Genomic DNA, 26,737 nt, shown 5'->3' on the forward strand with positions numbered 1-26,737 from the left:
ATCCTTTAAACGTCGAGCGCCGCGCAGTGGGCGGCTTAAAGCGCAGAGGATGGCGCTTGGGCGGGCTTTTTTCCACTTATTTCCCAGCGCTGACACAGCTTGCTCACGCACATCGAACCCACCACCGCCAGAATGATCGGCACCAGAAAGTCATGCTCGATGCGGGTAAATTCGGCCACCAGCACAATTGCGGTCAGCGGCATGCTCATGCTGGAGGCCAAAAACGCCGCCGCGCCGATAATCGCAAACGCGCCGAGCGGCACCCCGGGCCACACCAGGCTCCAGGCACCGCCGAGCAGAATCGCCAGCAGCGCGCCATTGGCCAGGCCCGGCGTCAGCAGGCCACCCTCGGCGCCCGCGCGCAGGCTGCTCGCAGTGATCAATACCTTGACCAGCAGCAGGATGGCGGCCAGGCCTATCGTCAGCTCATTGTCGAAGCCCAGTTGCGCCGGGCCTTTGCCATTGCCGAGGATCTGCGGCAGCAGCATCGCCAGCCCGCCGATAATCGTGAAGTTGATCAGCGACATGACTGGCAGGCGCCAGCCGCGCGCGGCGTTGGCCCTGGCGGCGCCGGTAAAACGGCTGAACCCATAAGCGGCCACGCCAAACACCGGTCCGCACACTACCGCCCAGGCGATCAGCGCCGGGCTGAGCACAAAGTGCGGCACTGCATATTGCGATTCCGCACCCAGCCCGATCCACGCCACCGAAGCGCCAATCGCCGAGGTCGCCAGCGCAATCACCGCCGCCGGCCAGCTGAAGGCGCCCACCAGCACTTCCAGCACAAAGACAGCGCCGCCCAAGGGCACGTTATACACCGCCGCCAACCCGGCACCGGCACCGCAGGCCACGATCAAACGGTGCATGTGCGGTTCCAGGCGCGCGCGTTGTGACAGCCAGGTCGCGGCCAGCGCGCCGACTTCACGCGGCGCCACTTCACGGCCCAATGGCGAGCCAAGCGCCACGGTGATGATCTGCAGCACGGCGTGGGCGAGGGTGGTCTTGGGCGGCATGATCGGCATCTTTTCAGACACGGCCTGTTTGATGCTCACCAGCGGGCGACCATAGCGATAAATCGTCCACCAGCCCAACCCTGCGACCAGGCCGCACACCACCAGCACCAGCAGACGGCGCTCCGGTGCGGCAGCGGTGACGCCCCACAAAAAGGTTTCGTGGCTGACCAGGCTGTCGAGGCTGTAACCGTAGGCAAGGTGCTGGATGCCATGCAGCAGTAACGCCAGCAGCATCCCGCCCAGCCCGGCGCCAATGCCGGTCAGCACGACCACCAGGGCCAGAATCAATGATGAACGAAAGGTGGACGGCATAGCGGGCTCCAGGCAGTGGCCCTGAGTGTATAGCCGATAAAGTGCGGTGCCTGGGTGAAATGTATCGGCAGGCCACAAACCCCGCGCCCACAACATTTCATTACTTTTGCCAGTCCCGTTTTTGGCCGATGCGCCGTCATGCTCCCTTGTTATAGTTCGAGCCTTATTACTCGCCAGTCAGGGATCACTGCCATGTCCGAATACCAAGCTTTCATCGTCGAACTCACCGGCAATGTTGCCCATGTGCAGATCAACCGCCCGGAAAAGATCAACGCGATGAACGCGGCGTTCTGGACCGAGATCATCGACATCTTCCAATGGGTCGAAGACACCGACGCCGTGCGCGCCGTGGTGCTCAGCGGCGCCGGCAAGCATTTCTCCTCCGGTATCGACTTGATGATGATGGCCTCGGTGGCCAATAGCTTCGGCAAGGACGTGGGCCGCAATGCACGCTTGCTGCGCCGCAAGATCCTCGAGCTGCAAGCCTCGTTCAATGCCGTCGACACCTGCCGCAAGCCGGTGCTGGCGGCGATCCAGGGTTACTGCATTGGTGGCGCCATTGACCTGATCAGCGCCTGTGACATGCGCTACGCCGCCGAAGGCGCGCAGTTCTCGATCAAGGAAATTGATATCGGCATGGCTGCCGACGTCGGCACCCTACAACGGCTGCCACGCATCATTGGCGACGGCATGTTGCGTGAACTGGCCTACACCGGTCGCGCGTTCGGCGCAGAAGAAGCGCGCAGCATTGGCCTGGTCAATCGTGTGTATCCCGATCAGGACAGCCTGTTGGCCGGTGTAATGGAAATCGCCCATGAAATCGCGAGCAAATCACCGATTGCCGTGGCCGGCACCAAAGCCATGATCAGCTATATGCGTGACCATACGGTCAATGATGGTCTGGAATACGTTGCCACCTGGAACTCGGCTATGTTGCAATCCAACGACCTGCGCGTGGCCATCGCGGCCCATATGAGTAAGCAGAAACCCGAATTCGTGGATTGACTGACATGACCCCAGGCTGGATTACCACAACGCTGCTGGACAACGACGCCCCTGGCGGCTGGGCCGTCGCCCGCAGCCGCGAGGGCTTTTTGCATGACACCAACGGGCCGCTGTTCCCGCGTGAATGGCTCAAGCGCCAGGATCTGTCGGTGTTCGCCGAACACGGCATCGGCCACCTTGACGGCGAGCCTGTTTACTTGCTGGAGCTGAACGCGGCGGCCGAGGTGCCAGGTTGCAGTTGGCAGGGTTTGCGCGGCTTTATGTTGCAGGGCGACCACACCCTGTACAAAGTGCTGGGCTACGCCGCGCAGATCGGCACCTGGGCGCGGGAGCATCGGTTCTGTGGCAGTTGCGGCCAGGCCATGGTGCAGGTGCCGCGCGAACGTGCGATGTATTGCCAGGCCTGCGACCTGCGCAGCTACCCACGCATTTCGCCGAGCATGATTGTGCTGGTGACCCGTGGCGACGAGATTCTGCTGGCGCGGTCGCCGCGTTTTGTCACGGGTGTGTACAGCACGCTGGCGGGGTTCGCCGAGCCGGGGGAGTCGGCCGAAGACTGCCTGATTCGTGAAGTGCGCGAAGAAGTGCAGGTGGAGGTCAAGAACATCCAGTACATGGGCAGCCAGTGCTGGCCGTTCCCGCACTCGATGATGCTGGGCTTCCATGCCGAATACGCCGGGGGTGACATCGTGCCCCAGGCCGATGAGATCGAAGACGCGCAGTGGTTCAATATCCACGACTTGCCGCCGTTGCCGGCGTCACGCTCGATTGCGCGTTACCTGATCGACCTCTACCTGGCGCGCCGTTTAGGCCACGCTGAACCAGTGTTGCCAGGCTAGGCGCACCGTCAGGCCGAGGACCACGGTGATAAACACCGGGCGAATGAATTTGGCGCCGCCGCTGATTGCGCTGCGTGCGCCAAAGAACGCGCCACACATTACCGAGAAGCCCATCGCCAGGCCGACGATCCAGTCCACCGAGCCATTGAAGATAAACACCGACAGCGCCGCTGCGTTGCTGACGAAGTTCATGCTGCGCGCCACGCCGCTGGCTTTGACCAGGTCGATAGGGTGCAGCAGCATCGTGCTCACCGTCCAGAACGCACCCGTGCCGGGGCCGGCCACGCCGTCGTAGAAGCCCAGGCCGAAGCCTTGGGTCGATTGCCATTTCTTTTTGATCGGTGCATCGGCGTCCAGCGGCGCCTTGGGCGTGCCGCCAAACAGCAAATACACACCACAGGCGAACACGATCACCGGGAGCATTTTGTTCAGGGTTTCGGCGGGCAGGTAGTGGGCGACCACTGCGCCAGCCAGCGCGCCGACCAGCGTGCCGACGATGGCGTGTACCCATTGGCGCGGGTGGAACAGCTTGCGCCGGTAGAAGGTGAAGCTGGCGGTGGCGGAGCCGAAGGTCGAGCTGAGCTTGTTGGTGCCCAGCACCAGGTGCGGTGGCATGCCGGCGGTAAGCAGGGCCGGCGTGGTGAGCAGCCCGCCGCCGCCGGCGATGGCGTCGATAAAGCCGGCAATAAAGGCCACGCAGGCAAGAATGGCGAGGGTGGTCAGGTCAACGCTGAGTTCGAAGGGCATGGGCAGGGCTTATTATTGGCAGGGCGCAGAAAAGGGCTGCGCCAAAGACCGGTATCTTACTTGGATCTTGTTGTTCTACGCGATCCAAATGTGGGAGCTGGCTTGCCTGCGATAGCGGCAGGGCAGGCCCAACTGCTGTAACTGACCCGACGCCATCGCAGGCAAGCCAGCTCCCACCTTTAAACCGTGCCCGCCTGGCTATTTGTGGGTTCCCAGCCACTCCAACGCCGTGCGCCACACACAAATCCCCAGAAAATACGCCGACATCACCGACCACAAACCGAACGTCCACGGGTTGGTATTGGGGTAGTCCACCACCATCAAGAAACTGCACAGCAACCAGATGGTGGTCACGGCGATGTTGATCGGCATAAAGCGCTTGACCCGGAAGGGGTGCAGAAACTTCATCGGTGTCACGGTCAGCAGCGCCAGGCCGATCACTGTGGCCAAGGTCACCCAGGCGTCCGGCTGGATGATGTAAACGCACAAGGCCACCACATTCCAGGCCGCGGGAAAGCCGACAAAATAGTTGTCCTTGCTCTTCATGTTCACATTGCAGAAGCAGAACAGCGACGACACCAGGATCACCGACACGGTAAACAGGTGGGTAAAGTCCGGCAGGTCGATATAGCGGTAGATGAACAGCGCCGGAATAAATACATAGGTCAGGTAGTCAATCACCAGGTCCAGCACCGAGCCATCAAAGCTGGGCAGTACCGTGCTGACGTTCACCCGTCGCGCCAGCGAGCCATCGACGCCATCGACCACCAGCGCCAGGCCCAGCCACAGCAGGCAGGCCTTGGGTGAGTTTTCCAGCAATGCCAGGGTGGCCAGGAACGCCAGCACCACGCCGGTGGCGGTAAAGCCGTGGGCGCCCCAGGCTTTGAGTCTGGCTACATGCAGGGTCGATATCACGGGCGGCTCTCCAAAAGATGAAACAGGGCAGCCGACGACGTAACGCCGTCGAGTCTGGCCAGGGAATGCAGGTATCGACCGGGAAGGAGGGAATAAGGTTCACCGCCCCGGTGTATCACTTAGCGTAGCAAGGGTCAGACGTTTCGGCATCAACCCTGACGGAACACCAATGCCTTCAAACCGCTTTGCGGGTCGACATCGGGAAATTCCGGCGGGTTTTCCAATCGCTGCACAAAGCGCAGGCCCGGTGCTTCGCGGGTTACGCCGTCAATCAGGAAGTCTTCACCGAAGGCCGGGTCGTTCATGCAGGCCAACACCGTGCCGTGGGCTGTGAGCAAATCCGGCAGGCGGCGCAGCACGCGTTGGTAGTCTTTGGTCAGCAGAAAGCTGCCTTTCTGGAACGACGGCGGGTCGATGATCACCAGATCGTAAGGGCCGCTGTTCGTCACCTTGGCCCACGATTTGAACAGGTCGTGGCCCAGGAAGCTGACGTTACTCAGGTCATGACCATTGAGGCGATGGTTGTCGCGCCCGCGACTCAAGGCGCCACGGGCCATGTCCAGGTTTACGACATGGTCGGCGCCGCCTTCGATGGCGGCCACCGAGAAACCACAGGTGTAGGCGAACAGGTTGAGCACGCGCTGGCCCTTGGCCTGTTCGCGCACCCAGTTGCGGCCGTAGCGCATGTCGAGGAACAGCCCGCTGTTCTGTTTTTTACCCAGGTCGATCAGGTAGCGCAGGCCGCCTTCGGTAATGGTCAGCTCGTCAACGGCTTCGCCCGCGAGCCATTCAGTGGTGCTTTGCGGCAGGTAGCGGTGTTGCAAGGCGACGGTGTAAGCGCTGAACTGCGTTTGCAGCAGTTGTTTAAGGGCTTCGAGCTGCGCAGGCTCGGGTTCCTTGAACAACGAGACCAGCAGTACGCCCTGCAACCAGTCCACCGTCAGTTGCTCCAGGCCCGGCCAGCAGCGGCCACGGCCGTGGAACAGGCGCCGGGTTTCACTCGGCGGGTTAGCCAGGGCGGTGAGCAAATGGGCGTGCAGGGTAGCGAGTGCGTCTGGGTTCATCGTTGAGCGTCAGTCGTTGAGCGGGCGGCATTTTAAACACAGTTGCGGTGCTTCGTCGTGTTTGAGCACAACGTGCTGCAAAAAAGATGATTGGCAGTGATTCATGCTCAAAATGCTTGAACCTGCGCTTGATAACAGGCAAAAAATCCTCAGGCACCGACATAAACTGGAAAAAAAGCCCGGAGGTGCCCATGAACGGTTTCGCGAGTGCAGTCAATCACACAGCCCAAGACCCGCAAGAACTGGATGAGTGGCGCGACGCCCTGGCCTCGCTGGTGGCCAATGCCGGGCCAGAACGGGCGCGCCAGATCCTCGACCTGCTGGCCCGCGAAGGCAGCGCTGCGCCCATCGACTGGAAACCGCGCCACGGCACGCCCTATATCAACAGCATCAGTGTTGAGCAGCAACCGGCGTTTCCCGGTGACCTGGCCACCGAAGAACGCATCGCCTCGCTGGTGCGCTGGAACGCCTTGGCCATGGTGGTGCGCGCCAACCAGGCGTATGGCGAACTCGGTGGCCATATCGCCAGTTATGCCAGTGCGGCGGACTTGTTCGAAGTCGGCTTCAATCACTTCTTCCGGGCGCGCAGCGACACCTTCGGTGGCGATCTGGTGTTCTACCAGCCGCATTCCGCACCGGGTATATATGCCCGTGCTTATCTGGAAGGGCGCCTGACGGAAAACGACCTGGCGCACTACCGCCAGGAAATCGGCGGGCCAAAAGCCGGCGCACGCGGCCTTTCCAGCTACCCGCACCCGTGGCTGATGCCGGACTTCTGGCAGTTTCCCACCGGCTCCATGGGCATCGGCCCGATCAGCTCGATTTTCCAGGCGCGCTTCATGCGCTATCTGCAACATCGCGGCTTGCTGGACACCACCGACCGGCACGTCTGGGGTGTGTTCGGCGATGGCGAAATGGACGAGCCGGAAAGCATGTCGGCCCTGACCCTGGCTGCCCGCGAAGGCCTGGACAACCTGACCTGGGTGGTTAACTGCAACCTGCAGCGCCTCGACGGACCGGTGCGCGGCAACGGGCGCATCATCGACGAACTCGAAGCCTTGTTTGCCGGTGCCGGCTGGAACGTGATCAAGCTGGTGTGGGGCTCGGACTGGGACGCCTTGCTGGCCAAGGACACTGACGGTTCACTGGTGGAAACCTTGTCGAACACCGTCGACGGGCAATTCCAGACCTTTGCCGCCAAAGACGGCGCCTATAACCGCGAGCACTTCTTCGGCCAAAGCGCGTCGCTGGCGGCCCTGGTGGCGGGCATGAGCGACGAGCAAATCGACCGCCTCAAGCGCGGTGGCCACGATATGGTCAAGATCCACGCTGCCTACCATGCCGCGCGCCGGGTAAAAGGCCAGCCCACGGTGATCCTGGCCCAGACCAAAAAGGGCTTCGGCATGGGCGAAGCCGGGCAGGGCAAGATGACCACGCACCAGCAGAAGAAGCTCGATCGCGACGCGCTGCTCGCTTTTCGCAATCGCTTCCAGTTGCCGCTCACGGATGCGCAGACCGAATCCTTAAGTTTTTTCAAACCCGCCGAGGACAGCGTTGAACTGCGTTACCTGCATCAACGTCGGCACAAACTCGGCGGTTATGTGCCAAGCCGCAGCCCGCTGGCCGCACCCGTCAGCGTGCCGCCGGTGGCGGGTTACGCCGGTTTCGCTACGGCAGCCGAGGGTAAGGAGATGTCCACCACCATGGCGTTTGTGCGCATGCTCACCAACCTGCTCAAGGACAAGGCTCTCGGCCCGCGCATCGTGCCGATTGTGGCGGATGAAGCGCGTACCTTCGGCATGGCCAACCTGTTCAAGCAGATCGGCATCTATTCCAGTGTTGGGCAACGTTACGAACCCGAAGACATCGGCTCGATCCTCAGCTACCGCGAGGCCACCGACGGGCAAATTCTCGAAGAAGGCATCAGTGAGGCCAGCGCCATCAGCTCCTGGGTGGCGGCCGCCACCAGTTATTCGGTGCATGGGCTGCGCATGTTGCCGTTCTATATCTATTACTCGATGTTCGGCTTCCAGCGCGTCGGCGACCTCATCTGGGCTGCCGCCGACCAGCGCGCCCGTGGTTTCCTGCTCGGCGCCACCGCCGGGCGCACCACCCTGGGCGGCGAAGGCTTGCAGCATCAGGACGGCAGCAGCCACTTGGCAGCCGCGACGGTGCCTAACTGCCGCGCCTACGACCCGGCGTTTGCCGGCGAGTTCGCGGTGATCCTCGACCACGGTATGCGTCAGATGCTGGAGCACGATGTGGACGAGTTCTACTACGTGACCCTGATGAACGAAAACTACCCGCAACCGACGCTGCCGGCAGGCGTGGAGGCGGCGATTATCAAGGGCATGTATCGGTTGCAAGGCGCTACGCACCCCAAGGTACGCCTGCTGGGTTCCGGCACGCTGGTACGTGAGGCCCAGGCGGCCGCGCAGTTACTGGAGGAGGATTGGCAGGTGGCGAGCGAGGTGTTCAGCGTGACCAGTTTCAGCGAGCTGGCACGGGATGCGCGACAGGTGGAGCGCTGGAATCGGTTGCATCCTCAGGATATGAAGCGCTCCAGCCATGTGAATGCATGTTTGCCTAAAGGTGTACCGGTGATTGCGGTGTCCGACTATGTACGGGCGGTGCCGCAGATGATTGCTTCGTATCTGGACAGCAGCTACACGGTGTTGGGCACCGACGGCTTTGGGCGTAGCGATACTCGGGCAGCGTTGCGTGATTTCTTTGAGGTGAATCGCTATCACATTGTGCTGGCGGCGCTGACGGCGTTGGTGGAGCAGGGCCGTCTGGAACCCGAGGTTTGTCAGCAGGCGATCGAGCGGTATGGCGTGCAGGCGGAGCGCGAGCCTTCCTGGACCTCTTGAACCCCTGTTAAGCCTGCTGCCTCAGTGAGCTGATGATGAATGCATGCAGGCTATCAACCGCTTCAGACTCGCGCGAGGCCCGGCTTCGCAGGATTGAAACCTCCATGGGTTCAATCCTGCCCAAGCCGTGCTCGCTGCCCAGAACCTGAAGCGATGCCTGCACGGTACATTGGGTGATTGCGGCAATCGCCAGCCCACCTTCAACGGCGGCTAGTTGGCCGGCAAGGCTGGAGCTGTTGTAAACCACCTTGAATTCACGTCCCTTTTGGCTCAGTGAGTTCACCGCATAACGTCTGGCCAGGCTTGCACTTTCGTAGACGGCGATAGGTAGCGGATCGCGTCTCCACAGTTCGAACTGGGGCGAACCGACCCATACCATGGGTTCCTTGAACAGAAAAGTGCCGCTTTGAGGGGCGTCACGCGACACGAGTGCAAGATCAAGGTCGCCGTTGCGCACACGCGGGATGAGTGCGACCGACTGTTCGCAAGTCAGTTCTATTTCCACACCCGAATAGCGCGGCAAAAAACGCTTGAGCACCGGCGTGAGATACATCGCCGCGTAGTCTTCCGCAACGCCAAGGCGAATGCGTCCGGTCAATTCTTCACCGTGAAAGGCCGCTTGGGTCTCGGCGTGCAGTGCGAGCAGGCGCCGGGCGTAGCCCAGCAGTAACTGACCGTCCGCCGTCAGTTGAAGGTGACGCGGGCCACGGCTCAACAACTGCCGCCCCAGCGCTGTCTCCAGTTTTTTCATTTGCATGCTGACGGCGGACTGCGAGCGGTTGACCTCATGGGCCGCGCCAGAGAGCGAGCCGGCATCCACCACGGCCACAAAGCATTTGAGCCAATCGATCTGCAAATTGCTGGCAGGCATCCAGGTGACCTCTATTCGTTAATCGAATGGCTGTGACGTAAATTATGCGCTTTTCAAGAGGTTTGTTCACCCGCAAAATCCTCGCCTCAACCCCTGCCTGCTGGATTTGACCATGCCATTCGACACCTGGTTGCTCTACCTGGTTACCTGCTGCGGCATCGCTATAGTGCCAGGGCCCAATGCGTTATTAGTGCTGACCCATGGCGCCATTCACGGGCGTCGCAAAACACTCTTCACGATTTCGGGCGGCGTACTCGGTTTTGCCGTGGTGTTGTCGTTTTGCGCTTTAGGCTTGGGGGCACTGATCCAGGCGTCTGCCACCTGGTTCACGGCACTGAAGGTGGTTGGCGGGCTGTACCTGATCTGGCTGGGGTTTGGGTTGTGGCGCTCGGCGCCTGTGAGTCTTGAGGCAGCCGTTACGACCAGCCTGCGAAGCTGGTCGCTGTTTCGCCAAGGGCTGGTATCGGCGATTTCAAACCCCAAGGCGCTGCTGCTGTTCACCGCCTTCATTCCACCTTTTCTGGACCCACACCGAAGCCTCATCGCGCAGACGGCCGTCATTGCGCTGACTTACGCCGTGGTGGAGTTTGTTGTTGAATATCTGGTGGCCAGCGCAGCACATCGGGTCAGGCCCTGGTTAGCCCGAACCGGACGCCGATTCAATAAAGTCTGCGGTGGTTTTTTTGTGCTGTTCGGGTTAGCGCTGCCTGTCCATAGCTGACGGCAAGTCTAGAAGGTGGCGATCAGTGCTGGCCCAAAGGCTTCTTTCAAAAAGCCCGGCGCGATATAGCGCTCGTAATGCGCCTCGGACAGCAGGAAAAACTCGCGGTCAATCGCATCACGCAAATCCGCCAGGTGACGCTCGCGAAACTCCGGCAGCAGCGCCAGCCCATACGCGTCCAGTTTGGAAATCACCCGCGCGCCCCGGGCAATCAGCTGGTACGCCCAGCAGTACGGCGACTGGTGTGGCATAAAGCGAATTTTGCGGGTTTCAAGTTGCTGGCGCAAAAGCTGCGGGTCAAACACCTCAAGCTTGCTGGCCATCACCTGCACCAGCAACTGTTCCAGGCGCAGCCACACCGCCTGCTTTTCGTCGGCGTTGTAGCCATTCCACTGGATGACTTCATGGTGATAACGCTTGCAGCCCCGGCAGACCAGGTCGCCGTAAACGGTGGAACACAGGCCGACGCAGGGCGTTTTGATGGTTTGGTTGGGCATAAAGTTTGTACGCAAGTCTAAAAAATACCGCTAACCCATGTGGGAGCGGGCTTGCCCGCGATAGCTGAGAGTCAGCCAATATGTGCTTAACTGACCCGCCGCCATCGCGGGCAAGCCCGCTCCTACATTTTTAATCCCAGCTCAGCGCGCCGCCAGTCTGGTACTCGATCACACGGGTTTCGAAGAAGTTTTTCTCTTTCTTCAAGTCCATGATCTCGCTCATCCACGGGAACGGGTTAGTCGTCCCTGGGTACTCTTCTTTCAGGCCGATCTGCGACAGACGACGATTCGCGATGAACTTAAGGTAATCCTCCATCATCGCCGCATTCATCCCCAACACGCCGCGCGGCATGGTATCCCGCGCATATTCAATCTCCAGTTGCGTCCCCTGCAGAATCATCTGGGTCGCTTCTTCTTTCATCTCGGCATCCCACAAATGCGGGTTTTCGATTTTGATCTGGTTGATCACATCGATACCGAAGTTCAGGTGCATCGACTCGTCACGCAGGATGTACTGGAACTGTTCTGCCACGCCGGTCATTTTGTTGCGGCGGCCCATGGACAGGATCTGGGTGAAGCCGCAGTAGAAGAAGATGCCTTCCAGGACGCAGTAGTAGGCGACCAGGTTGCGCAGCAGTTCTTTGTCGGTTTCGACGGTGCCGGTTTCGAATTTCGGATCGGAGATCGAACGGGTGTATTTCAGGCCCCAGGCGGCTTTTTTGGCGACCGATGGGATCTCGTGGTACATGTTGAAGATCTCGCCTTCATCCATGGCCAGCGATTCGATGCAGTACTGGTAGGCGTGGGTGTGGATCGCTTCTTCGAAGGCCTGGCGCAGGATGTACTGGCGGCACTCCGGGTTGGTGATCAGGCGGTACACGGCCAGGACCAGGTTGTTGGCAACCAGGGAGTCGGCGGTGGAGAAGAAGCCCAGGTTGCGCATGACGATGCGGCGTTCGTCGTCGGTGAGGCCTTCGGGGTTTTTCCACAGGGCGATGTCGGCGGTCATGTTGACCTCTTGCGGCATCCAGTGGTTGGCGCAGCCGTCGAGGTACTTTTGCCAGGCCCAGTCGTACTTGAACGGCACGAGTTGGTTGAGGTCGGCGCGGCAGTTGATCATGCGCTTTTCGTCAACGGCGACGCGGGCGGCGGAGCCTTCGAGTTCGGCGAGGCCTTCGGCGACGTCGAGTTTGTCCAGGGCGGCCTTGGCGCGGATGATCGCGGCCGAGTCGTTGGCGGTCACGTTGCGCGCTTCCAGAGCAGCAGCGGCGCCGGCACCGTCAAGGCGGTCCATGTTGGCTTCGCTGGCGTGGCCGGCGTTGGCGCCTTTGATCACCGCTGCACCGGTGTCTTCGTTGTCGACTTCATCCCAACTCAACATTGAAATTCTCCTTCCTGGTACTCGAAAAATAGGTTTTTGCAGGCTTCAAGGCATTGAAATACTGTGCAGAGTGTGGTCGGTAAATACCGATACTGCACACTATGTAGTGGTGATTTGTGTTTGTGGGCACACTATATGGTGTGTAACAAAACAGGTCAACGCACAAGATGTGCGGTCTTGGGTCGCGGCATATCGCCGGTTGAGCTATAAAACCTGGGTTCATTGGCTGCCGGTGGAATTTCAAGGGAATGAAAAACGTACTGATCCGATCCGCCCTGCTGGACGACGCGCAAAGCATCTTCGAGGTGCATAAGCATTCCGTCGAAAACCTCTGCACGGGCGACTACGGCCCCGAGCAGATCGCCATGTGGCTCAACGGCCGCTCACCCGCCACCTACCGCGAGGCCATTGCTGCCGGCAACCTGTGGCTGGCACACACCGACAGGCTGCAGGGTTTTATCGAAATCGACGGCCATGAAATCAGCAAACTGTTTGTGCGCGGCGATGCCGCGGGGCAGGGCATTGGTGCGCGCCTGCTCAATGAGGCCTTGCAGCGCATCAAGAACGCCGGCCATGCCAAGGCCTGCCTGGAAGCGACCCTCAACGCCGAAAACTTCTATGCCGCCTTCGGGTTTCGCAAGGTCGGCGAGGGCACCTTCAGTCGGGGCAACAGCCCGGTGTCCATCGAGATTATCAAGATGGAGCTCGCGCTGTAGCGGGGGCATGATAAAAACTCACAGCCCCATGACTTTTAATGGTTACGGGCGCTTTTGCCGTCAGTGCTAAAAATTCGCCAACCAGCTCCCCATAACAACAATGAGCGTTTGCGAAAATGAAAGCACTTGATCTGTACATCGGCGAAGGCTTTGAAGGCCCGGGCGTCAATGCGGCCCATATCAACATCCTGATCGGCCCCCGCAACGGCCCTGCCGGCCAAGCGTTCGCCAACAGCCTGGCGTCCCCAAGCCAGGGCCATTGCCCATTTATGGTGATCGCCCAGCCGAATATCCCGGTCAAACCCATGACCCTCTACGTCAACAAAGCCGCGATCGGCAGCGACCTGCACGGCAACGCCACCTGGGGCGCGTCCCAGGCCGGCATCGCCAAGGCGGTGCTCGAAGCCTTGCTGGATGGCACCTTGCCGCCGGAAGCCGAAGACGAGTGGGCAATTGTCACCGCCAACTGGGTCAACCCGGGCTGCGACGACCTCGATGCGGTCTACCTGAACAACTACAACGCCTGCCGCACCGCCATCCGCGCGGCCCTCAATGGCACGCCGTACACCGCGCAACTGGCTGATGTGGTCAACCACATCAGCAACCCTTTCTACACGCCAAAGGCCTGAGGAGACTGCCATGCAATACATTCGTTTGGGCAACTCCGGCTTGCAAGTCTCGCGTTTGTGCCTGGGCACCATGAACATGGGCACCCCGGACTGGAAACCGTGGATTTTCGATGAAAAGCAAAGCGAGCCGATCGTCGCCCACGCCCTGGACAACGGGGTCAACTTCATCGATCTGGCCGACTTCTATTCCGCAGGCGTCGGCGAAGAAGTGGTGGGGCGCATCCTCAAGCGCGTGGCACGGCGTGAAGACATTGTGGTCACCACCAAGGTCGGCTACGGCACCCGCAATGGCATCAATGCCAGCGGCCACTCGCGCAAGCACATCATGGACAGCATTGACGCATCCCTCAGCCGTCTGGGCATGGATTACGTCGACGTGTTCATGCTGCATTACTTCGATGTGAACACCCCGGTCGAAGAAACCATGGCGGCGATGAACGACATCGTGCGTTCCGGCAAGGCTCGCTACATCGGCGTGTCGACCATGCTCACCGGTCAACTGGCGAAAATCCTCATGGCCTGCGAACGCAATGGTTGGGTCAAGCCGATCAATATGCAGCTGCAACTGAACTGCGCCTACCGCGAAGAAGAGCGCGAGATGATCCCGTTCTGCCGCGACCAGGGCCTGGGCGTCTCGGTGTTCAGCCCGCTGGCCCGTGGCCTGTTGACCGGCGAAGTGCAGTCGACGCGCAACCAGACCGACTTTTTCACCCAGCAGATGTACAGCGACCAGGCCTCGTTCGACATCGCCCATTCGGTTCAGCGTGTGGCACGTGCCCGTGGTGTGTCCAATGCACAGATCGCCCAGGCCTGGGTCGCCAACCACCCAGGCGTCGACGTGATGCTGGTGGGCGCCGATACCACCGCGCAGTTCGACAGCGCGCTGGCGGCCTTGGACACCCAATTCGACGCCGAAGAACTGCACGAGCTGGAACGCAATTACACCCCGTGCGACGTGATCAATGACTACACCGCCGGCAAGCGCATCCTGCGCGCGGCCCGCCCGGGCCTGGACCGTTTCAACCTGATCGAGGCCGTGGCATGAACCCGCTGATCCGTACTGGCAACTACATCGATGGCCAATGGTCCAGCGGTGGGCCGAGTTATCCGGTGGTCAACCCGGCCAATGGCGCGCTGATCGTTGAGGTGCAACGCGCTGGCGCTGAAGAAACCCACCTGGCCATCGACGCCGCCAACCGCGCACTGCCGGCCTGGCGCAAGCTCACCGCCAAGGAACGCAGCCAGCGCCTCAAGCGCTGGAGCGAGTTGATGCTCAGCCATCAGAAAGACCTGGCCCGGCTGCTGAGTCTGGAGCAGGGTAAACCCTTGGCCGAAGCCATGGGCGAAGTGGTCTACGCCGCCAGCTTTCTGGAGTGGTTTGGTGAAGAGGCCAAGCGTGCCTATGGTGATGTGATACCGACCCACAAGGCCGACGCGCGCATTATCGTGACCAAGGAAGCCATTGGCGTGGTCGCGGCAATCACGCCGTGGAATTTCCCGCTGGCCATGGTCACCCGCAAAGTCGGCCCGGCGTTGGCGGCCGGTTGCACGATGATTCTCAAACCATCGGAAGAAACGCCGCTGTCGGCGTTTGCCCTGGCGGTACTGGCAGAGCAGGCGGGCATTCCGGCCGGGGTGTTCAATATTGTCTCCGGCGATGCGGTGGCCATCGGCGGCGCGCTGCAAGCTTCCAGCGTAGTGCGCAAGCTGTCGTTCACCGGCTCCACGCGTACCGGCAAACTGCTGATGCGCCAGGCCGCCGACACGCTTAAAAAAGTCTCGCTGGAACTGGGCGGCAACGCGCCGTTTATTGTGTTCGACGACGCCGACCTGGACGCTGCCGTCAAAGGCGCCATGGCGTCCAAGTTCCGCAACACCGGGCAGACCTGCGTGTGCGTCAACCGTTTCTTTATCCAGGACAGCGTTTACGACGCCTTCACGCGCAAACTGGCCGAAGCCGTCAGCGCCATGCGTGTGGGCAGTGCGCTGGACGGCGACACCGAGCAAGGCCCGCTGATCAATGCGGCGGCCTTGGCCAAGGTTGAAGCGCATGTGGGCGATGCGCTGGAGAAGGGCGCCAAACTGCTCTGCGGCGGCCGTCGCCATGCATTGGGCGGCACCTTTTTCGAACCGACCATCCTCACCGAAGCCCATGGCGACATGCTGATCGCCCAGGAAGAGACCTTTGGCCCGGTAGCCGCGTGCTTTCGCTTCAAGGATGAGACCGATGTGCTGCAACGTGCCAATGACACGCCGTTCGGCTTGTCCGCTTACTTCTACAGTCGCGATATCGGCCGCGTGTGGCGCATGGCCGAAGGCCTGGAGGCAGGCATGGTCGGCATCAACGAAGGGATCATCTCCACCGAGGTTGCGCCGTTCGGTGGGATCAAGGAATCGGGCCTGGGCCGTGAAGGCTCCAAGTATGGGCTGGATGATTACCTGGAGATCAAATACCTGTTGATGGGAGGGCTGTAAGACCACGCCGTCCTAATGTGGGAGCTGGCTTGCCTGCGATAGCGGTGGGTCAGCCACCCATTGATTAACTGACACACCGCTATCGCAGGCAAGCCAGCTCCCACACAAGCCCATTCCCACATTGGATCGGGTGTTGCCCGCTGTTACTCCGTCAAGAACAACAAAATGGAGAACACCATGACCGCTCAACCCGTCAAAATCGACGACCTGCCCATCGGCCGTTTTCACCTGAAAATCGCCGGCCTCACCTTCGGCGCGCATTTCACTGACGGCTATATCCTTGGCCTGATCGGTATCGCTTTCACCCTGCTCAGCCCACAGATGCAATTGGATGCCTTCTGGCAAGGCCTCATCGGCGCTTCGGCGCTGATCGGGCTGTTTGTGGGCAGCCTGTTTTTCGGCTGGATTTCCGACAGCCTCGGCCGGCAGAAAATCTTCCTGGTCAGCTTTGTACTGATTACCGTCGCGTCAGTGATGCAGTTCTACGCTGAAACGGCCATGGGCCTGTTGCTGTGCCGCATCCTCATCGGCATTGGCCTGGGCGGTGATTTCAGCGTGGGTCACGCCATGCTCGCCGAGTTCGCGCCGAAGAAGCATCGCGGCGTGTTGCTCGGCTCCTTCAGCGTGGTCTGGACCGTTGGTTATGTGGCGGCAACCTTTGTCGGTACCGCGATGCTCAGCCTCGGCGACGACGCCTGGCGCTGGATGCTGGCGTCGTCGGCGATTCCGGCCGGGTTGATCCTGATCGCCCGAATCGGCACACCGGAATCACCGCGTTGGCTGGTCAACCGTGGGCGCATCGCCGAGGCTCGTGCCATCGTCAAAAAGCACTTGGGCGAGCATGTGGTACTGGATGAAGAGCCGCCGACGCAGACCCGTTCCGGTTATGGCGTGTTGTTCAGTCGTGAGTACCGTAAGCGCACCGCGTTCAATTGCCTGTTTTTTGTCTGCATCGTGATGCCGTATTTCGCGATCTATACCTTTCTGCCGTCGATCCTGCAGAAGATGGGGTTGTCCCAGGGATTTGGGACTGAGTTGCTGCTTAACCTGTTGCTGATTGTCGGTGCGTTGATTGGCATTTGGTGCACGGTGAAGTTTTCGCGGCGGGGCTTCCTTATCAACTCATTCATCATCCTCGCGGCGGCGTTGTTTTTACTCGCTGTGTTGCCGGGGAGTATGGCGTGGTTGATGGTGCTGACCTTTGGTGTGTTCACGCTGGTGTTGTCGGCCGTGAGCAATTTGGTTGGCGTGTTCCCGGCCGAAAGCTTTCCTACCGAAGTGCGTGCCAGCGGGATTGGCCTGGCGACAGCGGTAAGCCGGTTGGGGTCGGCGATCAGCACGTTTTTGCTGCCGGTGAGTGTGGCGGGCATTGGCTTGAGCCCGACCATGGGGATTCTCGCGGCTATCCTGATGTTGGGTGCGATCATCTCCTGGGCCTGGGCGCCAGAGACCAAGGCGTTGACCTTGAGCCAGGCGTGCAAAGCCCAAGCGCCGTCGGTGTCAGGGATTGCTGACCTGGCCCAGCCACTGCGTAAACAAGCGAACCTTGGATAATCCCTGTTTGTCTGCCGCCACATCCAGCCAATAACCATAGGGGCCGATCACTTCCACGGGAGTGATCGGCACTAAACTGCCATTGGCCAATTCACGTTCGATCATCTGCCGGTCGATCACCGCCAGGCCACCGCCGGCCAGGGCGGTATGGATCACCTGGTCCAGAGTGCTGAATTCCAGGCCCTGGCCCGCATCGATGTCGTCTCGGCCCATGGCCGCCAGCCAGTTCTCCCAAACCTTCAAACGCTTACCGTCGTGCAGGATATGCAGCAGTGGGAAACGCCGCAGATCCGGCGGCTGGTCACCTTCGAACAACTCCGGGCTGGCTACGGCGATATGCCGCTCCATCACCAACAGCTCACTGCTGCAATGCGGGTCCGCCTTCAGGCCGAAACGAATCCGGCAGTCAATCTCCGCGAGGCTGTCGTGGGTGTTTTGGTGGGTGACACTGAGGTTGATATCCGGGTAGCGCTCGCAAAAGCGCCGCAAGTGCGCCGACAACCAGCGCGTGGCCCAGGTAGGCGGTGCGACCACGCGCAGGCGCTGGCGCAGGTTGGGCACGCGTACGGCTTGCAGGGCGCGCTCGATATGGTCGAAGGCGTCGCTCAGGTGCGGCGAGAGGGCAAAGCCGGCTTCGGTCAGGGACAGGCCCTGGGGCGTGCGAATGAACAGGGCGACGCCGAGGTAGTCTTCCAGTTGCTTGATCTGGCGGCTGACCGCGCCCTGGGTCACGTTGAGGCCCACGGCGGCCTGGCTGAAGCTGCGATGGCGGGCGACTTCTTCGAAGACGCGTAGCATGTTGAGGGCAGGCAGGTGGCGCATGGGTGGAGTCCATACTTGTTATTTTTATGGTGTCTTTGCTGGCTTCATCGCAGCATAGGTATCTACACAACTTTTGAAGGCCGCCACTTTCTCCTGTGGCGAGCAGGCTTGTCCTGCGTTGGGCCGCGAAGCGGCCCCAAACCCTGACACTGAGAACTTTCAGGAAAATTGCAGTGCCTTTACTGGGGCCGCTTCGCGGCCCAACGCAGGACAAGCCTGCTCGCCACAACAGCTCACTGGCCACAGACTTCGTGTTAACCGGTTGTGTAGATACCTATGCTCATCACAGGCAAGCCCACTCCCAAACTGGCAACGCATTTCAATGTGGGAGCTGGCTTGCCTGCGATAGCGTCAGTGGCCTATTAGAAGTAGTAACCGATGTTCATGTACAGCTGATTTTCCAACTGATTACTGCCGCCTGCGCCCAAACTCTGGGTGTAGCTGCTGCCGCCAATGTACGGGTCGTTCTTGCCGATCAGCCACTCCGTCGCTACCCATAATTTACTGACCGAAAACGATGTACCCAGGATCAGCCGCTGTGAGGTTTTGAAGTCATTGTCAGACTTGTCAAAGGCACTGTAGTTGGCATACAGCTTCACACCGCTGATCTGATCGAACAGGTACGTGCCGCCCACGTCGTAACTCAAATCCGCCACATACAAGTTGCCGCGGCTGGCGACGTTGAAGGTGCCGTCATACCCGCCCAGCGTCACCACGCCGTCGGTGCCTTCGTTGCGCGGCGACATTTGCTGGCGTGCCGCCTGCAGTTGCACACCCCACGGGCCGTTCTTGCCCAGGTAGTGAATGGCCACAGCGTTGCGGCGGCCGTCGTTGCCGGTGTCTTTGTTCTCCAGGGTCGAGGTCAAGCCGGAGAGGCCGACTTCGGATTTCCAGTTACCCAGGTCCATAGCCTTGGCCACGCGTACCACCACGGTGTTGCGTTCCTGGTTGTTGCTGCCGTCAGCCACGTAGCTGTCGGCTTCGGAGACCACGCTGGAATAGGTCACGCCTTTGCTGGTGCCTTTACCTTGCCACGCCGGCCGCAGGTAGTAACCGGCCTGAATATTCCAGTCACCGCTTTGCTGGATGTATTTGGCGCCGACCTGTTGCACGTCTTCCAGACCAATCACATTGCCCAGGGTTTCGTAGAAGGTGCTGCCGAAATAGGGCTGCAAGCCGAACGGCACGGTGTTCAGGCCCACTTGCACTTGCTGGTCGGGATTGAACTTGTAGCCCACCCACGCGAATTTGGCGAACTGGATATCACCGTAGTTCTTGGTGTACTGATACGGGTACGAACGCCCGTAGAAGCGGTACTGCGCCTCACCGATCCAGGTGTCGGAGTTGTACTTGGCGCTGAGGAACGCGGTGTCGAGGCCGAACTTCTGGATGCCGCGATCCGGGTCATAGTCCCAACGCGCGCGTACGGCCCCGCCGAGGTCGAGGTTGTCGGTAACCTGGTAGGCCATGGCGGGTGCCGCCAGGGCGCCGAGCACGGGGACCAGGGCGATGTAACGTAGGGTTGGTCGCATGGTTTTACTCTCGTTATTAGTTATTTTGGGCAACAGCAGCCCGTTGTCGCAGCGAACGCTGCGACACAGGGAAAGGCTTGGAACTCAGTGCGCGGCGGGGTGAATCAACCTCAGCGGCGGCCCGGCGGCCGGTAATTGCGTGGCGCCCGGTGCGGCGGCAAGCAGCGCCTGGGTGTAGCTGTTCCGGGGCCGCAACAGCACCTGTTCGGCGCTGCCGTATTCGACCACCTCACCCTGGCGCATCACGGCGATGTGGTCGCTGATCTGCGCCGCCACGCGCAGGTCGTGGGTGATAAACAGGATGCTCAGGTTGAGTTGCTTTTGCAGATCGGCCAGCAGCTCCAGCACCTGCTTTTGCACCGACACATCCAGCGCCGAGACGCTTTCATCGGCGATCAACACTTCCGGGCGCATGGCCAGGGCGCGGGCGATGCCGATGCGCTGGCGCTGGCCACCGGAAAACTGCCGGGGTTTGCGCTTGAGCGCATCGCGCTTGAGGCCCACTTGTTCAAGCAAATCACCGGCCTCGGCCCAGGCGTCCTTGGCCGATAAACCACGCAGTTGCGCAGCACGGGCAATGATGTCGCCGACCCGATGGCGCGGGTTGAGCGAGCCATACGGGTCCTGGAAGATCATTTGGATGCGCCGCCGATTGGCCGCCAATGCTGAGCCGCGCAAGGCCAGGAAGTCCGTATCACCGACCCATACATGCCCGCTGTCGCTGTCCACCAGGCGGATTGCAGCCTTGACCAGCGTGCTTTTCCCCGAGCCGGACTCGCCGACAATCGCCAGTGTTTTGCCGCGTGGCAGGTTCAGCGATACATTACGCAAGGCCGCGACCGAACTGCCGCCGACGGTGTAGGTCTTGGTCAGGTTCTCGATGCGCAGCGCCAGCTCGCCGTCGGCACTGGGTGTGTGCAGTTCAGGATGCAGCGCCGGCACCGCCGCGATCAACTTGCGGGTGTAGGCGTGGGCCGGGGCGTTGAGCACCTGGTCGCGCTCGCCGATTTCCACCAGGCGGCCGCCTTCCATCACCGCAATACGGTCGGCAATCTGCGCTACCACCCCGAAGTCGTGGGTGATAAACAAAATGCCATGCTGGCCGCGCCCGCGCAGGTCGCGCACCAGCTTTAACACCTGAGCCTGGGTGGTGACGTCGAGGGCGGTGGTCGGTTCGTCGGCGATCAGTAAGTCGGGGTTCATCGCCAAGGCCATGGCGATCACTACCCGCTGGCATTGGCCGCCGGAGAGTTGATGGGGAAAGCTGTTGGCGATGCGCGGCGGGTCGGGCAACTGGGTGGATTCCAGCAGTGCGAGCATGCGTTCGCGGCGTTCGCGCTGGGGCATCTGCGGTGCATGGATATCGAAGATTTCTTCGACTTGCTTGCCGATCCGGATCGCCGGGTTCAACGCTGCCATGGGCTCCTGGAAAATCATTGCGATACGGTTGCCGCGCAGCTGGCGCAGGCGGGTTTCGTCGAGGGTGCAAATATCATCGCCAAGAAAGTCGATCACCCCACCGGCGTGGCGCAAGCCTTTGGCGTAGTCGCCCATAATCGCCGCCGACAGCACCGATTTGCCGGAGCCGGATTCGCCGATCACACAGAGGATTTCGCCCTTGCGTACCTCCAGGCTGATGCCGTGCACCGCATGGCTGCGGTCTGCGCCGACAGGCAGTTCAATCGAGAGGTTTTGCACGCGCAATACAGGTTGTGGGTTCATGCTCAATTCCTTGCGCCTTGCTGGGCGTTTTCATCCAGGCCGTCCGCCAGCAGGCTCAAGCCCAGCATCAGGGTGGAGATGGCAATGCACGGGAAGATCACCAGGTGCGGGAAGGCGATGGCCATGGCGCGGCCGTCGTTGATCATGCCGCCCCAGTCGGGTGTGGGCGGCGGCAGGCCGAGGCCGAGAAAACCCAGGGCGCCAATCATGATCGCGGTGTAACCGATGCGCAGGCAAAAATCCACGATCAACGGGCCACCGCAGTTGGGCAAAATCTCCACCAGCATGATGCGCAGCGAGCCTTCGCCCTGGGTGATTGCACTGAGCACGTAGTCGCGCGAGCGAATATCGATGGTCAGCGCACGCATGATGCGAAAGATCGCTGGCGCACTGGTAAACGTCACCGCAATCAGGATGTTCAGCGCCGAGGCGCCGAGGGCAATGATGATCACGATGTACAACACCAGCACCGGGAACGACAGCACGGTGTCGGCCACATACGACAGCAGCGCGTCGACCCAGCCGTTGAAGTAACCGGCACACAGGCCCATGGCGATACCGACGGCGAACGCCGTGAGCGTGGCCAGGATCGACCAGAACAGCACCGTGCGGGTGCCCCAGATCAGCCGCGAGAGGATGTCGCGACCGATCATGTCAGTGCCCAGCAGGAAGCTCTGGCCGTTGTCGCTGGTGGTCATTGGCGTGAGCAATGGGGTGAAGCTTTCCAGTGGGTCATGGGGCGCGAGCCAAGGCGCGAACACTGCGATGAGCACCCAGCCGCCGACCAGCAACAAACCGAGTAACGCCAGGGGATGTTTGAAGGCTTGCAGGCGATTCATTGAGCACCTCCGCCAAGGCTGCGCAGGGTGATGCGCGGGTTGAGCCAGGTGTAGGCCAGATCCGAGAAGATCTTGGTAACCCCCACCACCACGGCGCTGACCATCGCGCAGGCTTCGATCAGGTACACGTCATGGTTCAGCGATGCGGTGTAGAGCAGCGAGCCGAAGCCCTTGTAGGCGAAGAACACCTCGACCACGATCACGTTGGACAGCAGCCACGGGATGTAGAGCATGATCACCGTGATCGGCGCGATCAGTACGTTACGCAGGGCATGGCGTACCACGATGCGCGCGGTGGAGGCGCCTTTTAGCCGCGCGGTGCGGATGTAGGGCGACTGCATCACTTCGACCATCGACGCCCGGGTGATCCGCGCCAGGTAGCCGATGCCGAACAGGCACAGCACCATCAACGGCAACACCAATTGCACGGCGCTGAACCCATCGCTCATGCTGCTCACGCCTGGCAGCCAGTTGAGCCAGAACACAAAGATCGCCGAGACGAACACTGCACTGGCAAAGTCGGGGATCGAGGTGGTGACGATCGACAGGAACGACACCAGCCGGTCCAGCAACGAACCCTGGCGAATGCCGGCGAGAATGCCTAAGGTCAACGCCACGGGCACCATCACCAGCAGGGCCAGGCCGGCCAGGGTGAGGGTTTGCGCCAGGTTGGGCAGCAGCAGTTTGATCACCGATTCGCGAAAATACACCGAGGTGCCCCAGTCGCCGCTGACAAAGTCCTTGAGCCACAACAGATAACGCCACACAAAGGGTTGGGTGTAGCCATGTTCCACCAGCCACGCCGCACGCTGGTCTGCGGCGGAGTAGGGGCCGAGGACGTTGATGGCGACGTCCTCGATGTTAAGTTCCAGGGCCAGGAACACGATCAAGGACACTGACAGCAAGGTCGCCAGCAGCGCCAGTAGTTTGCGCAATAGAAAATGAGCCATGGGTGCATGCTCCGACGAAGGTTGGAATGCCTGCCCATGTGGGCAGGAAACGCGCGCCTTGACTCAGGCGCTCAGCCACACGTTCCCCATGGGGTAAAAGTCGGAAGGATGCACCTCAAAGCCCTGCACTTTTTTGCTCACGGCGGTGAACTTGTCGCCCCAGAACGGCTGCACGATCACGCAGGCGTCCTGCAAAATCTGCTCGACGCTTTGCATCGCCACCGCGCGTTGCTTGGGGTCGATGATGCCCATGGCCTTGTCCAGCGCGGCGTCGAACGCCGGGTCGCTGTAGTGGCTTTCGTTCCAGGCGCCGCCGCCACGATAGGCCAGCTCCAGGGACATCACGCCCAGTGGGCGATGGGCCCAGTAGGTGAGACTGAACGCGGCTTTGTCCCAGATTGGCCAGTATTGAGCGGCAGGTATCACCTTGAGGTTGAGGCGAATCCCGGCTTCCAGGCAGTTCTGTTGCAGGATCTGCGCGCAGTCCTGCTCATAACGGCCCTGGGTGTTGCCGACGATCAAGTCGATGTCCAGACCGTTGGGGAAACCGGCGTCGGCCAGCAGCTTTTTTGCCGCCGCCACGTCACGCTCGCGTTTGGGCAACGGGAAATATTCGGGGTGAGAGGGGGCCACATGGTGGTCTTCGCCCAGCGTGCCCATGCCGCGATAGGCGATCTTCAACATCTGCGCGTTATCGGCGCACAGCACCACGGCTTTGCGGATGCGCAGGTCGGTGAAGGGCTTCTGGTCGCAGGCCATGCGCATCACCACGGTTTGCGCGGATTTGCAGGTCAGCAACTGCGCGCCCGGCAGGCGCTTGGCCAGGTCCAGCTCGGCCACCGTCACCCGGTACAGCACGTCGACTTGCCCGGCTTGCAGTGCGGCAAGGTGGGTAGACACGTCGGTGCCCATGTCGATGTAACGCAGCTCGTCGAGGTTGGCGGGTTTGCCCCAATAATCGGCGCGCTTGGCGAAGGTCGCCTGCTTGTTCACTGCGAACGCCACCAGCTTGAACGGCCCGGTGGCCAGCGGGTTCTTGGACCAGTCGTCGCCGGCCTTGAAGCTGCGGTGCACGATGGCGCACGTGAAGGCGTTGAGCATTTCCGGAATCGCCAGGATCGGCCGTTTCAGTTGCAGGCGGAACTGGTAGTCGCTGACTTTTTCGAAGGCCTTGATGTCCTGGAACGCGGTGCGGTTGACCGACTTGGAGTCGGCAGCGATCCAGCGTTCGATGTTGTGCTGCACGTCGTCGACGTTGAAGCTGTCACCGTTGCTCCATTTCACGTCCTGGCGCAGGTTGAAGGTCCAGGTGGTGAGGTCGTCGGACGGGCTCCAGCTTTCTGCCAGGTACGGGTGGGTGATGTTGTCGGCGTCGACCCAGGTCAGGTATTCCAGTGAATTGCGCAACAGGTTCGAGGCTTCGATCCAGGTGATCAGCATCGGGTCCTGGATTTCCTGGATCGCGCAGGCAAAGCGCAGGCTGCCGCCCTGGCGGGCCGGTGTGGCGTCGGCGGCCTGGGCGTCGCTGCCCAGTAAAACAGAGCCCAGAAAGGTGCTGGCGCTGGCGACGGTGACGCCCAATAGCGCGGCGGTGCGCAGGAACTGGCGGCGGTTGATTTCAGCGCTTTTAACTTGCACACACAGGTCATTGATGGCTGGATGCGGCGGGGCGCCGTCCAGGGTAGTCAAGTCTTTCATAAGCCTCTCCGGTACTTGCGAATATGCGTTTTTGTTGAACCGCAAGGGTCAGTGGCAAGCGCAGCAACGGCGCAGCACGAACCGCTGTGAAACCGGCAGAAGAACAAGGCGCAACGAAGTCAGAAGGCGGGCAATGGGATAGGACATAGGGGCAGCTCTCATGTTGTTTTTATTAGAGATGCCCGCAGTTTTGTCATTTGCGCAAAGATGGACAAACGACAAATTCTGCGCAGTAACCTTCTATAAATGCATGTTACCGATCCTTCCCAAGGCCACCTCTCGAGCTAGACGTGTTCAGCGTGGCAACAGGCGCGGGTCGAACGGGTAATCAGAGAGCAACTCGATACCGTGTTCGTGGATATAGATCTGTTCTTCGAGCTTCACGCCTTCGCCGCCGTCATCGTGGCCGATGTAGCTTTCCACGCAGATGGTCATGCCGGCTTCGAACACGCCGTCATAGCCCAGCGCGTCGATGTCTTCGCGGTGTACCACGTAAGGGTATTCACCGGTCATGCCAACCCCGTGCGCCAGGGCGAAGTAGCGGTTGTTTTTGTAATGTTCGGGAATTTTCCAGGCCATCTCGGCGTACTCCTTGAAGCTGCGCCCGGCCTTGAGCATTTCTACGTTGGTCTGCACTTGCTCGTAGGCGAGTTTGTACAGTTCCTGTTGCTTGGCGGTGGCGGCCTGGTCGCCACAGAGGAAGGTGCGCGAAAAGTCGGCGTAGTAGCCGAAGCGCCCGACCACGTCGGTGTCCAGCGCCACCAGATCACCGGCTTCGATGGGCCGCGTGCTGCACTCTTGGAACCACGGGTTAGTGCGTGGGCCGGAGGACAGCAGGCGAGTCTCGACGTAATCACCATCGGTGGCGATCACATGCTGGTGCAGATGCGACCACAGTTCGTTCTCGCTGATGCCCGGCACCAGTTTACTTTCCATCAGGCGCACACCCGTTTCAGTGGCGCGCAGGCTGGCGCGGATCATTTTCAGTTCGTTGGGCACCTTGATGCAGCGCGCACGCTCCAGCGGTTCCTGGGCGTCAAACACTTGGTAACCCAGCCGTTGCAGTTCGAACGCGGCGGCCGAGGTGGCGCTTTCGATGGCAATGCGTTTACCGCCGCCGCACTGGCGCACCAGTTCATCAATCTCGGCGGCCCAGTCGGCGGTGACGTTGTTCAAGAAGCTGTCGCAGAAGTAGTAGGAAATGGCTTTGGCCGGGCGCACTTCATCCACGGTATTCAGGCTTTCGGCCAGGTGCAGACAGCCGCCGAACTCGAAGATCACCACCGGGCCTTCTGCCGGTATAAAGGCATAACGCGCCGGATTGCGTGCCGAGTACACCTGCATGTTGCGTGAGCCGGTGGCGTAGCGCATATGGGTGGGGTCAAACAGCACACAAGCGGCGTAGTCACGTTTTTTCAGTTCGTTGCGTACCCGTTGCAGGCGGTCCAGCTGGATTTGCTGGATTTCGTCATAAGTGGGCTCGCAGTCGGCGGGGTTGCGGTTGGGGCCTGACAGACTCATGGGTGTTCCTCGCAGGGCAAAGACGGTTTTTTGGTTTTTTATGG

Annotated in this window: 23 protein-coding genes; 9 read left to right on the forward strand and 14 right to left on the reverse strand. The window is 60.8% G+C overall.

Annotated elements, in window-relative coordinates; translation table 11 throughout:
• Positions 1-35 precede the first annotated feature (35 nt).
• A complete protein-coding gene (locus ACQY47_RS28585) occupies positions 36-1,325 on the reverse strand; it encodes a chloride channel protein (RefSeq protein ID WP_138453595.1) in 1,290 nt (429 codons plus the stop codon).
• Positions 1,326-1,517: 192 nt separating this feature from the next.
• Here ACQY47_RS28585 and ACQY47_RS28590 point away from each other — a divergent pair, with 192 nt between their 5' ends.
• Together ACQY47_RS28590 and nudC are read left to right on the forward strand one after the other, a co-directional pair.
• Positions 1,518-2,330, forward strand: coding sequence for a crotonase/enoyl-CoA hydratase family protein (locus ACQY47_RS28590; RefSeq protein WP_428553998.1), 813 nt, complete (start codon positions 1,518-1,520; stop codon positions 2,328-2,330).
• Positions 2,331-2,335: 5 nt separating this feature from the next.
• Positions 2,336-3,169, forward strand: a complete 834-nt coding sequence (nudC, locus tag ACQY47_RS28595) for an NAD(+) diphosphatase (RefSeq protein ID WP_017139108.1) — start codon at positions 2,336-2,338, stop codon at positions 3,167-3,169.
• Here the strand turns inward: nudC and ACQY47_RS28600 are convergent.
• The 3 genes from ACQY47_RS28600 to ACQY47_RS28610 form a co-directional block, all read right to left on the reverse strand.
• On the reverse strand, positions 3,137-3,916 hold the full coding sequence (locus ACQY47_RS28600; RefSeq protein ID WP_017139107.1) for a TSUP family transporter: 780 nt from the start codon (positions 3,914-3,916) through the stop codon (positions 3,137-3,139). The two genes, nudC and ACQY47_RS28600, sit on opposite strands and share 33 nt — an antisense overlap.
• A 198-nt stretch (positions 3,917-4,114) precedes the next feature.
• Positions 4,115-4,831, reverse strand: a complete 717-nt coding sequence (pcsA, locus tag ACQY47_RS28605; protein WP_200434200.1) for a phosphatidylcholine synthase — start codon at positions 4,829-4,831, stop codon at positions 4,115-4,117.
• A 149-nt stretch (positions 4,832-4,980) separates the two neighbouring features.
• Positions 4,981-5,895, reverse strand: a complete 915-nt coding sequence (locus ACQY47_RS28610; protein WP_428554003.1) for a class I SAM-dependent methyltransferase — start codon at positions 5,893-5,895, stop codon at positions 4,981-4,983.
• Positions 5,896-6,086: 191 nt separating this feature from the next.
• On the opposite strand from ACQY47_RS28610, the gene mdeB reads away from it, so the two are divergent.
• On the forward strand, positions 6,087-8,765 hold the full coding sequence (mdeB, locus tag ACQY47_RS28615; protein WP_428554006.1) for an alpha-ketoglutarate dehydrogenase: 2,679 nt from the start codon (positions 6,087-6,089) through the stop codon (positions 8,763-8,765).
• 7 nt (positions 8,766-8,772) lie between these two features.
• Here mdeB and ACQY47_RS28620 read toward each other — a convergent pair whose 3' ends face one another.
• Positions 8,773-9,636, reverse strand: coding sequence for a LysR family transcriptional regulator (locus ACQY47_RS28620; protein ID WP_428554009.1), 864 nt, complete (start codon positions 9,634-9,636; stop codon positions 8,773-8,775).
• A gap of 112 nt (positions 9,637-9,748) precedes the next feature.
• Between ACQY47_RS28620 and ACQY47_RS28625 the strand changes: the two genes are divergently transcribed.
• Entirely contained in the window at positions 9,749-10,357 is a 609-nt protein-coding gene (locus tag ACQY47_RS28625) for a LysE family translocator (RefSeq protein WP_428554012.1), read from the forward strand.
• An 8-nt stretch (positions 10,358-10,365) separates the two neighbouring features.
• On the opposite strand, the gene ACQY47_RS28630 is transcribed toward ACQY47_RS28625, so the two are convergent.
• Both ACQY47_RS28630 and ACQY47_RS28635 read right to left on the reverse strand, forming a co-directional pair.
• Positions 10,366-10,854: a DUF1289 domain-containing protein gene (locus ACQY47_RS28630; RefSeq protein ID WP_176992285.1), complete on the reverse strand. Its 489-nt coding sequence runs from the start codon at positions 10,852-10,854 to the stop codon at positions 10,366-10,368.
• Positions 10,855-10,984: 130 nt separating this feature from the next.
• On the reverse strand, positions 10,985-12,235 hold the full coding sequence (locus ACQY47_RS28635) for a ribonucleotide-diphosphate reductase subunit beta (protein WP_005788524.1): 1,251 nt from the start codon (positions 12,233-12,235) through the stop codon (positions 10,985-10,987).
• A gap of 248 nt (positions 12,236-12,483) precedes the next feature.
• On the opposite strand from ACQY47_RS28635, the gene ACQY47_RS28640 reads away from it, so the two are divergent.
• The 5 genes from ACQY47_RS28640 to ACQY47_RS28660 all read left to right on the forward strand — a co-directional run bounded on the left by ACQY47_RS28640 (position 12,484) and on the right by ACQY47_RS28660 (position 17,609).
• The gene (locus ACQY47_RS28640) at positions 12,484-12,951 is read left to right on the forward strand and encodes a GNAT family N-acetyltransferase (RefSeq protein WP_017138438.1); all 468 of its coding nucleotides are present in this window, start codon (positions 12,484-12,486) and stop codon (positions 12,949-12,951) included.
• Positions 12,952-13,067: 116 nt separating this feature from the next.
• Positions 13,068-13,580: a formaldehyde-activating enzyme gene (gene fae, locus ACQY47_RS28645; protein WP_017138437.1), complete on the forward strand. Its 513-nt coding sequence runs from the start codon at positions 13,068-13,070 to the stop codon at positions 13,578-13,580.
• 10 nt (positions 13,581-13,590) lie between these two features.
• Complete coding sequence (locus ACQY47_RS28650) at positions 13,591-14,625, forward strand: aldo/keto reductase (RefSeq protein WP_428554019.1); 1,035 nt, start codon at positions 13,591-13,593, stop codon at positions 14,623-14,625.
• On the forward strand, positions 14,622-16,055 hold the full coding sequence (locus ACQY47_RS28655; RefSeq protein ID WP_428554022.1) for an NAD-dependent succinate-semialdehyde dehydrogenase: 1,434 nt from the start codon (positions 14,622-14,624) through the stop codon (positions 16,053-16,055). Before ACQY47_RS28650 ends, ACQY47_RS28655 begins: the two co-directional genes overlap by 4 nt.
• A 177-nt stretch (positions 16,056-16,232) precedes the next feature.
• Positions 16,233-17,609, forward strand: a complete 1,377-nt coding sequence (locus ACQY47_RS28660) for an MFS transporter (protein ID WP_138454051.1) — start codon at positions 16,233-16,235, stop codon at positions 17,607-17,609.
• On the opposite strand, the gene ACQY47_RS28665 is transcribed toward ACQY47_RS28660, so the two are convergent.
• The 7 genes from ACQY47_RS28665 to ACQY47_RS28695 form a co-directional block, all read right to left on the reverse strand.
• Entirely contained in the window at positions 17,556-18,431 is an 876-nt protein-coding gene (locus ACQY47_RS28665; protein WP_428554026.1) for a LysR substrate-binding domain-containing protein, read from the reverse strand. The genes ACQY47_RS28660 and ACQY47_RS28665 overlap by 54 nt on opposite strands.
• Before the next feature lie 362 nt (positions 18,432-18,793).
• A complete protein-coding gene (locus ACQY47_RS28670; protein WP_428554029.1) occupies positions 18,794-19,963 on the reverse strand; it encodes a hypothetical protein in 1,170 nt (389 codons plus the stop codon).
• Between the two features lie 84 nt (positions 19,964-20,047).
• Positions 20,048-21,685 (reverse strand): dipeptide ABC transporter ATP-binding protein, encoded by a 1,638-nt coding sequence (locus ACQY47_RS28675; protein ID WP_428554032.1) that lies wholly within the window; start codon positions 21,683-21,685, stop codon positions 20,048-20,050.
• A gap of 2 nt (positions 21,686-21,687) precedes the next feature.
• On the reverse strand, positions 21,688-22,524 hold the full coding sequence (locus ACQY47_RS28680) for an ABC transporter permease (RefSeq protein ID WP_017135441.1): 837 nt from the start codon (positions 22,522-22,524) through the stop codon (positions 21,688-21,690).
• A complete protein-coding gene (locus ACQY47_RS28685; RefSeq protein WP_017135442.1) occupies positions 22,521-23,474 on the reverse strand; it encodes an ABC transporter permease in 954 nt (317 codons plus the stop codon). The genes ACQY47_RS28680 and ACQY47_RS28685 overlap by 4 nt, the downstream gene beginning before the upstream one ends.
• 63 nt (positions 23,475-23,537) lie before the next feature.
• Complete coding sequence (locus ACQY47_RS28690; protein WP_428554037.1) at positions 23,538-25,172, reverse strand: ABC transporter substrate-binding protein; 1,635 nt, start codon at positions 25,170-25,172, stop codon at positions 23,538-23,540.
• Positions 25,173-25,466: 294 nt separating this feature from the next.
• Positions 25,467-26,693 (reverse strand): M24 family metallopeptidase, encoded by a 1,227-nt coding sequence (locus ACQY47_RS28695; protein WP_017135444.1) that lies wholly within the window; start codon positions 26,691-26,693, stop codon positions 25,467-25,469.
• Between the last annotated feature and the right edge of the window lie 44 nt (positions 26,694-26,737).

Origin of the sequence: Pseudomonas edaphica (genome assembly GCF_965277385.1) — a bacterium.
Taxonomy (GTDB): Bacteria; Pseudomonadota; Gammaproteobacteria; order Pseudomonadales; family Pseudomonadaceae; genus Aquipseudomonas; species Aquipseudomonas edaphica.

Excerpts from the sequence above, each read along its gene's own strand:
- ACQY47_RS28685 (WP_017135442.1), bottom strand. The coding sequence starts at position 23,474 with ATGGCTCATTTTCTATTGCGCAAACTACTGGCGCTGCTGGCGACCTTG.
- ACQY47_RS28660 (WP_138454051.1), top strand. The coding sequence starts at position 16,233 with ATGACCGCTCAACCCGTCAAAATCGACGACCTGCCCATCGGCCGTTTT.
- mdeB (WP_428554006.1), top strand. The coding sequence starts at position 6,087 with ATGAACGGTTTCGCGAGTGCAGTCAATCACACAGCCCAAGACCCGCAA.
- ACQY47_RS28650 (WP_428554019.1), top strand. The coding sequence starts at position 13,591 with ATGCAATACATTCGTTTGGGCAACTCCGGCTTGCAAGTCTCGCGTTTG.
- ACQY47_RS28610 (WP_428554003.1), bottom strand. The coding sequence starts at position 5,895 with ATGAACCCAGACGCACTCGCTACCCTGCACGCCCATTTGCTCACCGCC.
- ACQY47_RS28630 (WP_176992285.1), bottom strand. The coding sequence starts at position 10,854 with ATGCCCAACCAAACCATCAAAACGCCCTGCGTCGGCCTGTGTTCCACC.
- fae (WP_017138437.1), top strand. The coding sequence starts at position 13,068 with ATGAAAGCACTTGATCTGTACATCGGCGAAGGCTTTGAAGGCCCGGGC.
- ACQY47_RS28680 (WP_017135441.1), bottom strand. The coding sequence starts at position 22,524 with ATGAATCGCCTGCAAGCCTTCAAACATCCCCTGGCGTTACTCGGTTTG.
- ACQY47_RS28640 (WP_017138438.1), top strand. The coding sequence starts at position 12,484 with ATGAAAAACGTACTGATCCGATCCGCCCTGCTGGACGACGCGCAAAGC.
- ACQY47_RS28675 (WP_428554032.1), bottom strand. The coding sequence starts at position 21,685 with ATGAACCCACAACCTGTATTGCGCGTGCAAAACCTCTCGATTGAACTG.
- ACQY47_RS28665 (WP_428554026.1), bottom strand. The coding sequence starts at position 18,431 with ATGCGCCACCTGCCTGCCCTCAACATGCTACGCGTCTTCGAAGAAGTC.
- ACQY47_RS28590 (WP_428553998.1), top strand. The coding sequence starts at position 1,518 with ATGTCCGAATACCAAGCTTTCATCGTCGAACTCACCGGCAATGTTGCC.
- ACQY47_RS28585 (WP_138453595.1), bottom strand. The coding sequence starts at position 1,325 with ATGCCGTCCACCTTTCGTTCATCATTGATTCTGGCCCTGGTGGTCGTG.
- ACQY47_RS28635 (WP_005788524.1), bottom strand. The coding sequence starts at position 12,235 with ATGTTGAGTTGGGATGAAGTCGACAACGAAGACACCGGTGCAGCGGTG.
- ACQY47_RS28625 (WP_428554012.1), top strand. The coding sequence starts at position 9,749 with ATGCCATTCGACACCTGGTTGCTCTACCTGGTTACCTGCTGCGGCATC.
- ACQY47_RS28600 (WP_017139107.1), bottom strand. The coding sequence starts at position 3,916 with ATGCCCTTCGAACTCAGCGTTGACCTGACCACCCTCGCCATTCTTGCC.
- ACQY47_RS28695 (WP_017135444.1), bottom strand. The coding sequence starts at position 26,693 with ATGAGTCTGTCAGGCCCCAACCGCAACCCCGCCGACTGCGAGCCCACT.
- ACQY47_RS28690 (WP_428554037.1), bottom strand. The coding sequence starts at position 25,172 with ATGAAAGACTTGACTACCCTGGACGGCGCCCCGCCGCATCCAGCCATC.
- ACQY47_RS28655 (WP_428554022.1), top strand. The coding sequence starts at position 14,622 with ATGAACCCGCTGATCCGTACTGGCAACTACATCGATGGCCAATGGTCC.
- nudC (WP_017139108.1), top strand. The coding sequence starts at position 2,336 with ATGACCCCAGGCTGGATTACCACAACGCTGCTGGACAACGACGCCCCT.
- ACQY47_RS28620 (WP_428554009.1), bottom strand. The coding sequence starts at position 9,636 with ATGCCTGCCAGCAATTTGCAGATCGATTGGCTCAAATGCTTTGTGGCC.
- ACQY47_RS28670 (WP_428554029.1), bottom strand. The coding sequence starts at position 19,963 with ATGCGACCAACCCTACGTTACATCGCCCTGGTCCCCGTGCTCGGCGCC.